Here is a 14664-nt window from a genome sequence, read left to right as displayed (position 1 = left end):
AGAGCTCGGATCGAGCTCTGATCGGCGTTTTTACGTCGGGTCGAGGCCGTGGCTGCGAAGCCACGGCAGCGGGTCGATCGCCGAGCCGCCGCCGGGCCGTACCTCGAAGTGGAGGTGCGGCCCGGTGGAGTTGCCGGAGTTGCCGGAGTACGCGATGACATCACCGGCCTTGACCGAACCGGAGCGGATCTTGGTGCTGCTCAGGTGGCAGTACCAGGTCTCGGTGCCGTCGGAGGCGGTCACGATGGCCATGTTGCCGTAGGCGCTGTTCCACTGAGTACGGACGGTGCCGTCGGTCGCGGCCATCACCTCGGTGCCATAGGACACCGGGAAGTCGATGCCGGTGTGTACGGACATCCAGTTGACGCCGGCCTGGCCGTAGTACGCGCTCAGGCCTTCCCGGTTCACCGGCAATACGAACTTGGGGCGCAACGCCTCGCGGCGCTTGGCCTCTTCCTCGCGTTTCTTCTTCTCCGCCTCCTGGCGCGCCTTCAGGTCGAGGCGTTCCTGGGTGCGCGACGCGCGGTCGCCGAAGTCGCGGGCGTCGGCGCTGAGAGCGGCGAGTTGCGTGTCCATCTTGTTGTTGGCCGCGATCGCCTTGGGGGAGGACGGATCGGCCGCCTCCACGTTGGTGTCGCCCTTGGTGTCGCCGGTGCCGAGGCTGCCGACGGAGGCGGCAGCGATGCCGGCGACGCCCATCACACAGGCGGAGGGCACGGCGACGGTGAGGAGCGCGGAGCGCTTCGCGGGGGTGCGGCGACGGCCGCGGGACCCGCCGGAACGGCGGACGGGGCGGGGGATGACGGCGGCGGCGATGGGGTCGGGTTCCGGCGCGAGCTCGTATTCGCCGTCGAGTTCGGCTTCCGCTTCGAGTCCGGCTTCCGCTTCGAGCCCGGCCTCGGCCTCGGGCTGGGCCTCGGGTTCAGGCTCGGCCTCGTACTGGTACTCCTCGTACTCGTACGTGAGGTCCGACTGGAACTCCGGCTGGAATTCGGTGGTGAGGTCAGCGGGCGCCGCGGTGCTGAAGTCCTGGTCCGGGATGAACTCATGCTCCGGCGTGAACTGGTGCGGTACGTGCGCTACGACGGCTTCCGCGCCCGTGTTCCAGGCGGTGGCGTCGTACGTGCCGGTGTCGAAGGCGGGCGCCGTCCACTGTCCGGTGGTGTCGTACGCGAACGTGGCCGCGGCGGTTTCGTACTGATCCGTCTGCGCGGTCTGGTTCCACGCGGCGGCGTCCCACTGGCCCGTCGTGTCGTACTGGACCGCGGCGGCGTCGTATTGGCCGGTGCCGTCGTACTGGGCCGTGCTGTCGTACTGGGCGGTGCCGTCGTACTGGGCGTGAGTCTCGTACTGCGCGTGAGTCTCGTACTGCGGGAATTGCTGCGCCTGCTGCGGCTGTTGTGCCTGCTGCGCGGCGTAGACGTCGTAACCGGAGGTCTGGTGCGACCCGGTGTCCCACTGGGTGGTGTCGTACTGGCCGCTGTGGCCGGCTTCGTAACTGCCAGGAAGCGCACCGAAGAGCGGGTCGGTGTCGAAGCTGCCAGTGGAGTAGCCGTCGTATTCGACGTACCCGGCGTGGGCGTGCTGGTCGTTCACCAACTTCTCTCTCGCCTCGGCAGCAGGACCTGGGTTCTGGGGCCGTGGAGCGCAGGGGTCCCAGAGGGAAAGCAGTGGCGCGACTGTACCCGGCGGTATGCGACGGCGACAATCTTCGGCAGGTTTTAGGCAATCAGGAAACGGGCATTCGGATGCCTTTCGGCGGACTGTGGGCACAGCTTTGGCTCTACGTTCGAAAAGTGTTCGACATTTCGTTACCCGGTCTGCTGGGGCTGGGCGTGGTGGCGAGCGCCGTCGGGCCCGAATCAGGCGACGGAGACGGCGCCGGATGTGCCGGTCGCGGGTTGGCTCGACTCCAGCGCCTGCCGGATGCCGGCCGCGACGGCCGGGTGGACCGGGAGCGCGAGATGTCCGATTCCGCTGACCTGTACGTTCTGCGCGATGAGATCCGGGTGGTCGATGCAGGCCGTCTCGACCGGGACCATCAGCTGGTCCAGGTCGCTCCAGAAACTCACGAAGCGAGTACGGCAGCCGGGCGCGGGCATGCGCAGCTCCTCGATCACGGCGGATCCGGGGCGCATCTGGCGCACGATGGGGTGGGCGCTGGCGAGCGGGGCGACGCTGGTGCCCGAATGCGGGGTGCCAAGGGTGACGAGCGTGCGTACCCGATGGTCACCGCCCAGGCGCTGTACGTAATAGCGGGCGATCAGGCCGCCGAGGCTGTGCCCGACGATGTCGACCTCGGACCGGCCCGTACGCGCGCAGATCTCCTCGATGTGCCGGCCGAGCAGCTCGGCGGCGGCGCGGATGTCGCAGGTCAGCGGGGAGTAATTGAGGCACTCGAGGTGCCGCCAGCCGTGCCGGGCGAGGGAGCGGCGCAGCAGGACGAACACGGAGCGGTTGTCCACGAAGCCATGGAGGAGCACGGCGGGCGGGCGGTCCGCGCCAGGCGCCGGGAGCCGGGGGTTCGGTCCTGGGGCGGGGTCCTGGTCGGGTTCGCGACGCTCCGGGACGAGGCCGGCGGGGTAGAGGAGCAGATGCCCGGCGAGGATCGCCAGCTCGAGGGTGGCGGCGCGCATCAGCACGGCCGGTATTCGTAGGTGTCGCACGGGGCGCAGACACAGCGGAAAGAAGGGAAAAGCCTTCATGGCCGACCTCCCGTACGGCACGCTGGAGGACGGCTCCGTCCCCCGTGTGCCCTCGTGGGCGCCACTCAGGCCCTGTGCCCGTGCTGGGCCAGTACCGAAGGGGTCGTAACGCCGTGCCGCGCGGCTGACGGCACGGGGCTACGAACCCTGAAGCGGCTCCCGTAGCGATCGTTCCCGCGGTGGTGCGGTGCGGCGTGTGTGCCGCGTGGTGCGGGTACGACGCATAGCTAAGTTGTCCCATGTGTGATTTCCCCCTCGCTATCGGCCGTGAAACGGCGGGTTGCGGGATGCTGGAGATAACGTTCGTTCACTTCCCCGGGCCGCTGCGGTTCGGGACCCGTGCCCAGGGCGGCGCAGTCGGTAGGTGGAGGCAGTGATGGGTGTGACTGGTCCGATCCGCGTGGTGGTGGCCAAGCCGGGGCTCGATGGCCATGATCGCGGGGCCAAGGTGATCGCGCGGGCGCTGCGTGACGCGGGCATGGAGGTCATCTACACCGGTCTCCACCAGACCCCCGAGCAGATCGTGGACACGGCGATCCAGGAGGATGCGGACGCGATCGGCCTGTCCATCCTCTCCGGTGCGCACAACACGCTCTTCGCGAAGGTCATCGAGCTGCTGAAGGAGCGCGACGCGGAGGACATCAAGGTCTTCGGCGGCGGCATCATCCCGGAGGCGGACATCGCGCCGCTGAAGGAGAAGGGCGTAGCGGAGATCTTCACGCCGGGCGCGACGACGGCGTCGATCGTTGACTGGGTCAACGCAAACGTCCGCCAGCCCGCGGGCGCCTGACGCGGCCGGGTGGGGAGTCTGCGGGTGCCTGACGCGGTCCGGCTCTGCCGGCCGTGACGCGACCCCTGCCCCCTGCGGCCGCCTGACGCCCTCCGACGCGCCGGCCGTGACGCGACCCGTGCCCTGCGGGCACCTGTCGGCGCCGCCGGGCGGGGACGCAGGCCCTTTCCCTGCGTCCGCCTGACGCCGTACGGCGCCGCGGGGCGTGACGCAGCGCCTGCGCCCCCTGCGTCCGCCAACCTGGGGTGGCCTGGCACCGTCCGGCGACACTGGACGGGAGCAGCGCCGGCTCTTCCCTCCGCCAGCCCGCGGGCGCCTGACGCCGCCGGGCGTGACGCAGCGCCTGCGCCCCCTGCGCCTGGGGCCGGGCGCGGCGCGAAGCTGCCGCTTCCGGGGGCGTGGGGGCGTCAGCCCCCACGCCCACCTCCTCCGCCCCGGCGGGGGCTGGGGGCGTCAGCCCCCAGTTTCGGGAAGGGGCGGGGTGGGGGAACACACACCCCCCAGCTCCACCCGCATCGCCGCCCGCAACCGCAACGTCGACACCAGCCGCTGAAACGCCTCCGACCAGTACCCCCCCGCCCCCGGCGACGCCCCCTCCGTTTCGTCCGGCGTCGCCGTCAGCAGCTCCAGTCGGCTCGCCTCCGCCGGGTCCAGGCAGCGTTCCGCCAGGCCCATCACCCCGCTGAAGCTCCAGGGGTAACTCCCCGCCTCACGCGCGATGTCCAGCGCGTCCACCACCGAACGGCCGAGCGGCTCCCCCCACGGCACCGCGCAGACGCCAAGCAGCTGGAACGCCTCCGACAGGCCGTGCGCCGCGATGAACTCCGCGACCCACACCGCCCGTTCACCGTCCGGCAGCGTCGCGAGCAGCTTCGCCCGTTCGGCGAGGGACGACGTGCCGGGGCCGGTGTCCGGCGGGTTGCCCGGCGCCCCGAGCAGGGCGCGGGACCACTCCGCGTCCCGCTGCCGCACCGCCGCCCGGCACCACGCCGCGTGCAGCTCCTCGCCCCAGCCGTCGGTGACGGGCAGCGCGACGATCTCCTGGGCCGTACGCCCGCCGAGCCGCCCCGGCCAGGTGGACAGCGGGACCGCCTCCACCAACTGGCCCAGCCACCATGACCGTTCGCCCCGCCCCGTCGGCGGGCTCGGCGCCACCCCGTCGCGCTGCATGCCCGCATCGCATTCGTGCGGCGCCTCCACGCCTATCGCCGCGTCGCCGTCGCCACTGCGGTCCAGGCTGACGCACGACGCCGCCCGCGCCGCCATCCGCCCGGCAAGTGCGGAGTGCGGCAGCGCCGACAGGAGTTCGGCCGCGGTGGCACGGACGTTGCGGCTTCGATCGGACAGGGCCTGTTCCAGGAACGGCTCGTCCGCGTCGGACAGTCCGGTACGCAGGGAGTCGAGGAACATCAGCCGGTCCTCGGCCCGCTCCGTCGCCCACGTCGCGGTCAGCAGCGCCAGCGCCGCCCCCGCATCGTGCACCCGCGCCGCCGCCAGCAGCGCGACCCGCTCGGCGAACAGCCCTTCCTCCCAGAGCCGTTGGACCGCCTCTTCGTCACCGGCGTCCGGCAGCACAGAGCTTCCGGACGCTCCGCGCAGCGCGAACTTCCACTCCGGGTTGAGCCGGGCCAGCCACAGCCCGCGCGGCCCCGCGAAAGTGAGGGCCTGCGGCCGCAGATCCGTACGAGCACGGGCCGCGTCCAGCAGAGCCGGCAGTACGGACGGCGGCGCCTGGTACCGGTGCTCGTTGGCCGCGGCCAGCCACTGGGGGAGCAGCTCGGTGAGATCGGGTGCCGTACCTCGTCGTCCTCCCGCGTGCGACGGGGCGGACCGGTCGGCCAGCAGCTGGGCGAGCCGGCGCCGGGCGGGCGCGGGCAGCTGCGGGCGGGCGTCGTGCGGCGCGGGCTCCGGCCGGTCGGCGGCGGGCGCGGGCAGCAGTCCCGCCCTGCGCCGTACGGTCTGGACCGCCGCCGCGTCCAACAGCGCGACCGGCGCGTCCTTGCCGGGGGACAGCACGGAATCCGGCGGCGTACGGCGGTCGGTGCCGAGCAGGGCCGAGGTGACGAGCTCTTCCCACGGTGAGGTGCTGACGGTGCTGGTCATGACGTCCTCCGTACGTTCAGATGAGCGGGATCGTCTCGGCCGGACCCGTGGCGTCCTCGGACCGGGCTGCCCAGGCGGCGAGCGGCGTGAAGCCCTGGTGACCGCACTCGCCGAAGACGGTGAGCGGGCCACCGCCGGAGAGCGCCACGAGCTTCCACAGCCCGGGGCGGGAGAGCGCGCCGGGCGCGATGGGCAGCGCGGACTCGCCGTCGGCGTCGGCCAGTTGCCACCCCTCGCCCGCCTGGGTGGGAATGACGCCGCTCAGCGTGACCGGCCAGGAGTCCAGCCAGGGGTCGTCCCGCAGAGCCTTGCCGTATGCGTCGAGGGCCGCCGCGGCCGGCCCGCCCGGCGGCGGGGACCCGATCGGGACGGGCGCGCCGAACTGCTCGCCCAGGTCCACCCGCAGCTGCCCCGCGCCCGCGTACGCGGTGAGCTCGGCGTCGATCATCAGCCCCACCGGGAGCGCCTGTTGCGGAGAGCGGCCTGCTGCGCCGAAGGAGAGCAGCAGTGCCGTGCGCCCGGAGCCGCGTCCGTACAGCCATATACGGCGCGTGGTGATCTTCCCGTCCGAGGAGTCGTACTGGGCCAGGATCAGCCAGCCGTCCCGGACCGGCGGGCCCTCGGCGGGCGAGGTGAGGCCGACCCGGGTGCGGACCGTCGCGGCCAACGGGTCCGGCAGCTTCTCCAGCCCGAGCCACGCCTCGTCCAGCAGATGGATCAGCGCGCATTCCTCCAGCAGCCGCACGGGCCAGCCCGGCCCCGAGCCCGGAATCGCGCCCAACTCCCGCACCCGTCCCGCCAGTCCGGGTGCCTGAGCGTCGACCATGCGAGCCGCGGTCTCCTCCCACAGTTCGTACCCCCTCTGTTCGGCCGCGGCCAGGCCGCCGCGCAGCAGATCCGTGAGCCGCTGTTCCAGCTCCGTGGCCCCCGCGGTGATCCGCCCCGCCCGGCGCTCGGCCCGGCGCCTGGCCGCCTCGGGGTCGGCGGTCTTCGCGGGCTGTCCCGCGCCCGCGTCGCTCTCTTCCTTGTCCGTGGCGCGCTTTCTGCGCGCTTCAAGCCATTCCTCGGCCCAGTCCGGCGTGGTGGAGACCGGTGCGGCGCCCTCGTCCGCAGCCCAGAGCAGCAGCAGCCCCAGCGCGTGCTTGCACGGGAACTTCCGGCTCGGGCAACTGCATTTGTAGGCCGGGCCCGTGGTGTCGACGACCGTCTGGTACGGCTTGCTGCCGCTGCCCTTGCACAGGCCCCACACGGCCCCCGAGCCGCTGCTGCCCGCGCCGGACCACGGCCCGGCCGCGCCTAGTCTGTTTCCCGCTCTGCGCGACGCATCGTCAGGAGCCAGTGCCAGCACCTGATCCGACGTCCAGCGCACCCCCTGCTCCGGGGCGTTCGAGGGTTCTCCCCCGTTAGATCGCAGCATGCTGAAGACGCTACGGGCCACCACTGACAATCGGTTCTGACCTGCGGATTCGCGCGCCCGACAGCATCTTGGCCCTACCTTCCCTTTGTGATTGGCTGGAGGGCTCAGCCTCAGGATCCGGGGGGATTCCATATGAACCGCACCATCCGCGCCGCCGTCTGCGCCGTCGCCGTTTCCGGCCTCACGCTCGGCCTCTCCGCCTGCTCCGACGCCGTCGACGCCGTAGACAAGGCCACGAACGAGACGTACGAAGTCACGTACGAGGTGACCGGGAAGAACGTCGACTCGATCGACTTCCACGGCGGTGGCGGCAAGGCGATGGAGCCGGAGATCGAGACGGTGCAGAAGCCCTCGCTGCCGTGGAAGAAGACGGTCACGCTGCGCGGCATCATGCCGCCCGCCGTCATGCCGGTTGCCGCGGACATCACCGGCTCCGAGGTCAGCTGCAAGATCACGTACAAGGGCAAGGTCATCAAGGAGGAGAAGGGCGCGGGCCTGGCCGCCGCGGCCGGTTGCATCGCGGTCTCCCCGATCGTGGAGTAACTCCCGTAACTCCCGGTCGAATCCTGGCCATTGAGGTCCTGACCTGCGGCGACGGTCGATTGTCAGTGGCATGGTGCACGGTGGATCCCACATCGGGTCGAACGATCTGGAGGGGGATCCATGACCGTGTCCGAAACCGGCGCGACCGCAGGCGCAGCCACCGGGGCCGAGGCTCTGCGACCGCATGCCGAGGACGCATTCGCCGAGGAACTCAAGGCGCTCGCCGCGGCCGACGACCGGCCGCGGCCGGTCGGCTGGCAGCTGTCGCCGTGGGCCGTCGCCACCTATCTGCTCGGCGGCACGCTGCCCGACGGCACGGCGATCACGCCCAAGTACGTGGGGCCGCGCCGGATCGTCGAGGTCGCCGTCACCACACTCGCCACCGACCGGGCGCTGCTGCTCCTCGGCGTGCCGGGCACCGCCAAGACCTGGGTCTCCGAGCATCTCGCCGCGGCCGTCAGCGGCGACTCCACGCTGCTCGTGCAGGGCACGGCGGGCACGCCCGAGGAGGCGATCCGCTACGGCTGGAACTACGCCCAACTGCTCGCCCACGGCCCCAGCCGGGACGCGCTCGTGCCCAGTCCCGTCATGCGCGCGATGTCCGAGGGCATGACCGCTCGGGTCGAGGAGCTCACCCGTATCCCCGCGGACGTACAGGACTCGCTGATCACGATCCTGTCCGAGAAGACCCTGCCGATCCCTGAGTTGGGGCAGGAGGTCCAGGCGGTGCGTGGGTTCAGCCTCATCGCCACGGCCAATGACCGCGACCGCGGGGTCAACGACCTGTCCAGCGCGTTGCGCCGCCGGTTCAACACCGTCGTGCTGCCGCTGCCCGCGACGCCCGAGGACGAGGTCGGCATCGTGTCTCGGCGCGTCGACCAGATAGGGCGCTCGCTCGATCTGCCGGCCGTGCCTGAGGGGCTCGAGGAGATCCGCCGGGTGGTCACTGTCTTCCGAGAGCTGCGGGACGGCGTCTCGGCCGACGGCCGCACCAAGCTCAAGTCGCCCTCGGGCACGCTCTCCACGGCCGAGGCGATCTCGGTCGTCACGGGCGGTCTCGCGCTCGCCGCGCACTTCGGCGACGGCGTGCTGCGGCCCGGCGATGTGGCGGCCGGCATCCTCGGCGCGGTCGTCCGTGACCCGGCGGCGGACCGGGTCATCTGGCAGGAGTACCTGGAGACGGTGGTGCGTGAGCGCGAGGGCTGGAAGGACTTCTACCGCGCCTGCCGCGAGGTGAGCGCATGACCGGGCCCCTGCTGCTCGGCGTCCGTCACCACGGGCCGGGTTCGGCGCGGGCGGTGCGGGCCGCGCTGGAGGCGGCCTCGCCACCGGCGGTGCTGATCGAGGGGCCGCCCGAGGGAGACGCGCTGCTCGCGCTCGCGGCGGACGAGCAGATGCGCCCGCCGGTCGCGCTGCTCGCGCATGCCGTGGACGACCCGGGACGGGCGGCGTTCTGGCCGCTGGCCGAGTTCTCGCCGGAGTGGGTGGCGCTTCGCTGGGCGCTCGCCCGGGGGGTGCCGGTGCGCTTCATCGACCTCCCGGCAGCGCATTCGCTGGCGCTGGCAGCGGCGGAGGAGTCTGCGGACGCGGCCGGACCGGAGGGACCGGCGCCGGACGGAGAGGAGCCTCTTGCAGGCCGGGCACCTGAGGTTGCCGACGCGGAGGCCGTCGACCCCGAATGGGACATCGTGCCGGGGCAGGAGCCTCTCGAAGCTCGGGGCGTACGGATCGATCCCATCGCCGTCCTCGCCGAAACCGCCGGGTACGACGACCCGGAGCGCTGGTGGGAGGACGTCATCGAGCACCGCGGGTCCGCGGCCGAGGTCCCGTCCCGGCACGCGTCTGTGTCCGCGTCTGTGTCCGGGGCCGGGTCCGGGTCTGTGTCCGGGTCTGCGGACGGGCCCCGCCCTGAGGGCGCGCCCGCACTCCGCTCCCACGGTGCTGACCCCTGCGCCCCCTTCATGGCGCTCGGTGAAGCCATGGCCGCGTTGCGCGAGATGTACGGACACGGCGGGCACGAACGCGATCTCGCGCGCGAGGCACATATGCGGATCCAACTGCGCGCCGCGCGCAAGGAGTTCGGGGACGACGTCGCCGTCGTCTGCGGCGCCTGGCACGTTCCCGCGCTGGCAGCGAAGTACACCGTCGCCGCCGACAAGGCCCTCCTCAAAGGCCTGCCCAAGGTCAAGACCGAGATGACCTGGGTGCCTTGGACGCACCGCAGGCTCGCCCGGCACAGCGGGTACGGCGCGGGGATCGACTCGCCCGGCTGGTACGGGCATCTCTTCGGCGCGCCCGACCGGCCCGTCGAGCGCTGGATGACCAAGGTCGCCGGGCTGCTGCGGGACGAGGACCGGATGGTCTCGTCCGCCCATGTCATCGAGGCCGTCCGGCTCGCCGACACGCTCGCCGCCATGCGCGGGCGTCCGCTCGCCGGGCTGACCGAGACGACCGATGCCATCCGGGCCGTGATGTGCGACGGCTCCGACGTGCCGCTCGACCTCATCCGGGACCGGCTGATCGTCGGGGACGTGCTCGGCGAGGTGCCGGACGCCGCGCCCGCCGTGCCGTTGCAGCGCGACCTCAGCCGGCTCCAGCGCAGCCTGCGGCTCAAACCGGAGGCGCTGGAGCGGGAGTTGGACCTCGATCTGCGCAAAGAGACCGACGCGGCGAAGAGCAGGCTGCTGCACCGGCTGCGGCTGCTGGCCATCGGCTGGGGCGAGCCCGTCACGGGGCGGGGGAGCACGGGCACGTTCCGGGAGAGCTGGCGGCTGCGCTGGGAGCCCGAGCTGTTCGTCCGGGTCGCGGAGGCCGGCGTATGGGGTACGACGGTGCTCTCCGCGGCCACGGCGAACGCCGAGAACAGAGCCGTGTCGGCGACCGCCCTCGCCGACGTCACCGCGCTCGCCGAGCAGTGCCTGCTGGCCGAACTGCCCGACGCGCTCCCCGTCGTGATGAAGGCGCTCGCGGACCGCGCCGCCCTCGACACCGACGTCGGTCATCTCGCCCAGGCGCTGCCCGCCCTGGCCCGCTCCCTGCGGTACGGGGATGTGCGGTCCACCGACACGGCCGCGCTCGGCGAGGTCGCGGCCGGGCTCGCCGAGCGCATCTGCGTCGGCCTGCCGCCCGCGTGCACCGGGCTCGACGCGGACGGCGCGGCCGAGATGCGGAGCCATCTGGACGGGGTGCACACAGCGATCGGGCTGCTGCCCAAGGCGCGGGAGCTGGGCGAGCGTTGGGGCTCCGTACTGCACCGGCTCGCGGCCCGGGACACCGTGCCGGGGGTCATACGCGGCCGGGCCGCCCGGCTGCTGCTGGACGACGGGCGGCTCGCGGAGAACGAGGCCGCGCGGCTCATGGCCCTCGCGCTCTCACCGGGCACGCCGCCCGCCGAAGCGGCCGCCTGGATCGAGGGTTTCGTCGGCGGTGCGTCCGGGGGCGGGATGCTCCTGGTCCACGACGAGCGCCTGCTCACACTCGTCGACGCCTGGCTGACCAGCGTGCCCGCGGACGCCTTCACCGACGTACTGCCGCTGCTGCGCCGCACCTTCTCCGCGTACGAATCGGGTGTCCGCCGCACCCTGGGCGAGCTGGTCCGGCGCGGACCCGCGGCGGCATCCGGTCCGGTGCACGCCGCGCCCACGATGCCCGGATTCGGCCTCGGTCTCGACGAGCCGCGGGCGGACGCGGTGCTGCCGGTGCTCCAGCTGCTCCTCGGAATCGACGACAACGACCTTGCGGGGGTGGCCCGATGACAGGGACCGAGTACGACGAGCGGCTGCGGCGCTGGAGGCTGGTGCTCGGCGGGGAGTCCGCCGACGGCACCGGGTGCGCGCTCGCGGGCAAGGACGCGGCGATGGACGGCGCCCTCACCGCCCTTTACGGCAAGGGCAGCGGCAACCACCAGGGCGGACGCGACCGTTCGGCCGGGCTCGGGGCGTCCGCGCCGTCGGTCGCGCGCTGGCTCGGCGACATCCGTACGTACTTCCCCAGCTCCGTCGTCCAGGTCATGCAGCGCGACGCGATCGACCGGCTCGGCCTGTCCACGCTCCTGCTGGAGCCGGAGATGCTGGAGGCCGTCGAGGCGGACGTCCACCTCGTCGGCACGCTGCTCTCCCTCAACAAGGCGATGCCCGAGACGACCAAGGAGACAGCCAGAGCCGTTGTACGGAAAGTGGTGGACGACCTCGAGAAGCGGCTCGCCACCCGCACCCGGTCCACCCTCACCGGTGCGCTCGACCGCTCGGCGAAGATCAACCGGCCGCGCCACCGGGACATCGACTGGGACCGCACCATCCGGGCCAACCTCAAGAACTGTCTGCCGATTCCTGAAAGAGAAGGTGCCTACACCGTCGTCCCTGAGCGGCTGATCGGATACGGCAGGGCGTCGCAGTCAGTGAAGAAGGACGTCGTCCTCTGCATCGACCAGTCGGGCTCGATGGCGGCCTCCGTCGTCTACGCATCCGTCTTTGGCGCGGTCCTGGCGTCGATGCGCTCCATCGCCACCCGCCTCGTCGTCTTCGACACCGCGGTCGTCGACCTCACCGACCAGCTCGACGATCCGGTCGACGTCCTGTTCGGCACGCAGCTCGGCGGCGGCACCGACATCAACAGGGCGCTCGCGTACTGCCAGTCGCAAATCACCCGCCCCGCCGACACCGTCGTCGTACTGATCAGCGACCTCTACGAGGGTGGCATACGGGACGAGATGCTGAAGCGGGTCGCGGCGATGAAGGCGTCGGGCGTGCAGTTCGTGGCGCTGCTCGCGCTCTCGGACGAGGGGACACCCGCGTACGACCGGGAGCACGCCGCGGCTCTCGCGGCGCTGGGCGCACCGGCCTTCGCATGTACGCCGGACCTCTTCCCGGATGTTATGGCGGCGGCGATCGAGAAGCGTCCACTGCCCATACCGGACAAGGTGACCCATCAGTAACGTAGGACTTGCGCCGACCCGGGCGACTCGGCGAGCATCGTCCCGATCCCCGCGGAAGGTCCACTTCCGCCAACCTCGGGAAGGCTCCTTCACCGTGACTGCCGCAGCTGCTCGTTCTGCCGCTGTCCTGTGCGCGCTGCGCCGGGCAGCGGGCGAGCGGCGTGCGCTGCGGGTGATGCTGTTTCTCGGGGGTCTGCTGACGGTCGGTTTCCTCTACGGCGGACAGGCGCAGGCGGCCGAGCTGCCGGATTCGGCGCCGAGTTCCCAGGCGCCCGCCGACACCGAGGCGAGCGACCCGGCGTCGTCGACCCGGCCGGTCCCGGCGCGGGAACTGCGGCGCGCGGCAACGGACTCCGTCGACGCGGCGGCGTCCATTGCGCCGGTGCGATCCGTACGCGAGGTTCTTCAGCCGGCCGCGGGCACTGTGGCGGATGTCGTAGGGCCCGTGGTCGAGCCGGTGACCGGCACACCGGGCGAGTTCCTTCCCGTACCGCCGCCGTCTGCCGGCGGCGGTACAGACCCCGGACAGCCGCAAGGCCCCGCCGACCGGCTCGTGGACGAGTCCCCGGGCGGAATCACGGCCAAGCCCTCCTCGGACGAGGCGGACCCGGCCCGGTCGTCCGGCGCGACCGTTGCCGCGGTCGGCCCGGCCGGTGAGTACGACGGTGAGTACGCCGGTGCGCTCGGCCGGCACCCCGGTGAAGTCCCGCACGCGCAGCCCGCGTCGGCACCCGCACCGGCTCAAGTCCCCGGCAAGCCCTGCAACTCCACGCACGGCGCGCTGCAGCAGTCCACCGAGACGCACACGCCGCGAAAGGGCGACCAGCCCGCGGCGGTGAGTGCGTACGACAGTCCATACGCGCTCGTCTCCGGCGCGGTCCGGGCGACGGCGGCCGCGCCGACCTGCGAACGACCCCGCGACATCCTCGAATTCCCCGGCTAGGGCAGTCCTTTCCCCGCTCAAGACCTGCCGCGCGGGGGCGGGACAGGTCTGCCCGCCAACCGGACAGTTCCGGACAGCCGAACTCATTCGAAGGATTCGACTCAAGCATGCACAAGAATATTCGCCGTTCTATAGCCGTCGCCGCCACGGCCGGCGGCATGTGGGCCATCGGCACCGCCGTGGCCAGCGCCGACGAGGTGCACGTCTCCGTACCGCTCTCCACGCCCGACCAGGCGGCCGACGCCGTCCAGGACGCCAAGGGTGCCGCTTCCGACGCGCGCTCCACGGCCACGGGTGCGGTCGCCCAGGCCAAGGGCAAGGCGACGGGTACGGCCGCGCAGGCTCAGCGCACCGCTACGGGTGCGGTCACCCAGGCCAAGGGCAAGGCCACCGGTACGGCTGCGCAGGCTCAGCGCACCGCTACGGGCACGGCCGCCCAGGCCAAGGGCAAGACGACGGGTACGGCCGCGAAGGCTCAGCGCACCGCTACGGGCACGGCCGCCCAGGCCAAGGGCAAGACGACGGGTACGGCCGCGCAGGCTCAGCGCACCGCCGCTGGCACCGCCGCCCAGGCCCAGGGCAACGCCCAGTCCGCTGCCCGCACGGACGTCCAGGACGAGATCGACTACCTCTTCGGCCCGCTCTCCGCCTTCGCGCACGAGCTGGAGCAGGCCCCGGCCCAGGCCCAGTACCGGGCCCAGGGCGCTGTCGCCGACGCCACTCCGGTCGTCGACGCCGCCGCTCAGGACGTTCTGCCGCCCATCGCCGGCCGGGCCGTCAACGGCGTCGTCCCGGTCGCCGGTCAGGCGGTCGGCGACGTCGGCGGCCTCGCCCAGGGCGTGGCCGGCGACGTGACGCCGTTCGCCGGCGGTGTCGTCAGCGAGGTCCAGCCGTTCGCCGGCGGCGTGGTCTCCGACGTCCAGCCCTTCGCGGGCGGTGTCGTCGGCTCGGTTCAGCCGCTCGTCCACACCGTGGTCGACCACGTGACGCCGGTCGCGTACGGCGTCGGCGGCAGCGCCGGCTCCCTCGCGCACGGTGTCGTCGGCGACGTGACGCCGTTCGCGGGCGGCGTGGTCTCCGAGGTCCAGCCGTTCGCGCAGGACCTGACCGGCACGGTCACCGCGGCCCCGCTCGCCGGCAACGCCGTTTCCGGCGTTCAGGGCGCGGCTTCCTCTGTCACTCCGGGTTACGCGTCGCACCTGACGCAGGGCATCTGACACAGAACGAATG

The 14664-nt window shown here is 72.3% G+C and carries 11 protein-coding genes; 7 read left to right on the top strand and 4 right to left on the bottom strand.

Annotation, left to right across the window (positions count from 1 at the left end; genetic code table 11):
- Window positions 1-30: 30 nt before the first annotated feature.
- The gene (locus tag QFZ67_RS15030) at window positions 31-1596 is read right to left on the bottom strand and encodes a M23 family metallopeptidase (protein ID WP_307661612.1); all 1566 of its coding nucleotides are present in this window, start codon (window positions 1594-1596) and stop codon (window positions 31-33) included.
- Window positions 1597-1862: 266 nt separating this feature from the next.
- Window positions 1863-2705 carry a triacylglycerol lipase gene (locus tag QFZ67_RS15025; protein WP_307661611.1) on the bottom strand — a complete coding sequence of 281 codons (843 nt, stop codon included), beginning with the start codon at window positions 2703-2705 and terminating at the stop codon, window positions 1863-1865.
- A gap of 376 nt (window positions 2706-3081) precedes the next feature.
- On the opposite strand from QFZ67_RS15025, the gene QFZ67_RS15020 reads away from it, so the two are divergent.
- On the top strand, window positions 3082-3495 hold the full coding sequence (locus QFZ67_RS15020; protein ID WP_307661610.1) for a cobalamin B12-binding domain-containing protein: 414 nt from the start codon (window positions 3082-3084) through the stop codon (window positions 3493-3495).
- Between the two features lie 453 nt (window positions 3496-3948).
- Here QFZ67_RS15020 and QFZ67_RS15015 read toward each other — a convergent pair whose 3' ends face one another.
- Both QFZ67_RS15015 and QFZ67_RS15010 read right to left on the bottom strand, forming a co-directional pair.
- The gene (locus QFZ67_RS15015; RefSeq protein ID WP_307661609.1) at window positions 3949-5598 is read right to left on the bottom strand and encodes a DUF5691 domain-containing protein; all 1650 of its coding nucleotides are present in this window, start codon (window positions 5596-5598) and stop codon (window positions 3949-3951) included.
- A gap of 16 nt (window positions 5599-5614) precedes the next feature.
- Window positions 5615-7015 carry an SWIM zinc finger family protein gene (locus QFZ67_RS15010; protein ID WP_307661608.1) on the bottom strand — a complete coding sequence of 467 codons (1401 nt, stop codon included), beginning with the start codon at window positions 7013-7015 and terminating at the stop codon, window positions 5615-5617.
- A gap of 132 nt (window positions 7016-7147) precedes the next feature.
- Between QFZ67_RS15010 and QFZ67_RS15005 the strand changes: the two genes are divergently transcribed.
- The 6 genes from QFZ67_RS15005 (at window position 7148) to QFZ67_RS14980 (ending at window position 14651) form a co-directional block, all read left to right on the top strand.
- Window positions 7148-7558 carry an MmpS family transport accessory protein gene (locus QFZ67_RS15005; protein WP_307661607.1) on the top strand — a complete coding sequence of 137 codons (411 nt, stop codon included), beginning with the start codon at window positions 7148-7150 and terminating at the stop codon, window positions 7556-7558.
- Window positions 7559-7678: 120 nt separating this feature from the next.
- Window positions 7679-8803, top strand: coding sequence for an AAA family ATPase (locus tag QFZ67_RS15000; protein WP_307661606.1), 1125 nt, complete (start codon window positions 7679-7681; stop codon window positions 8801-8803).
- A complete protein-coding gene (locus QFZ67_RS14995) occupies window positions 8800-11313 on the top strand; it encodes a DUF5682 family protein (RefSeq protein ID WP_307661605.1) in 2514 nt (837 codons plus the stop codon). The genes QFZ67_RS15000 and QFZ67_RS14995 overlap by 4 nt, the downstream gene beginning before the upstream one ends.
- Window positions 11310-12491 (top strand): VWA domain-containing protein, encoded by a 1182-nt coding sequence (locus QFZ67_RS14990; protein ID WP_307661604.1) that lies wholly within the window; start codon window positions 11310-11312, stop codon window positions 12489-12491. The genes QFZ67_RS14995 and QFZ67_RS14990 overlap by 4 nt, the downstream gene beginning before the upstream one ends.
- A gap of 94 nt (window positions 12492-12585) precedes the next feature.
- Complete coding sequence (locus QFZ67_RS14985) at window positions 12586-13434, top strand: hypothetical protein (RefSeq protein WP_307661603.1); 849 nt, start codon at window positions 12586-12588, stop codon at window positions 13432-13434.
- A gap of 107 nt (window positions 13435-13541) precedes the next feature.
- Window positions 13542-14651, top strand: a complete 1110-nt coding sequence (locus QFZ67_RS14980; RefSeq protein ID WP_307661602.1) for a hypothetical protein — start codon at window positions 13542-13544, stop codon at window positions 14649-14651.
- Window positions 14652-14664: the final 13 nt, after the last annotated feature.

The organism is Streptomyces sp. V1I1, assembly GCF_030817355.1.
GTDB lineage: Bacteria > Actinomycetota > Actinomycetes > Streptomycetales > Streptomycetaceae > Streptomyces.
Note: the sequence above shows the minus strand (reverse complement) of the source record. Positions and strands in the feature narration are given on the sequence as shown.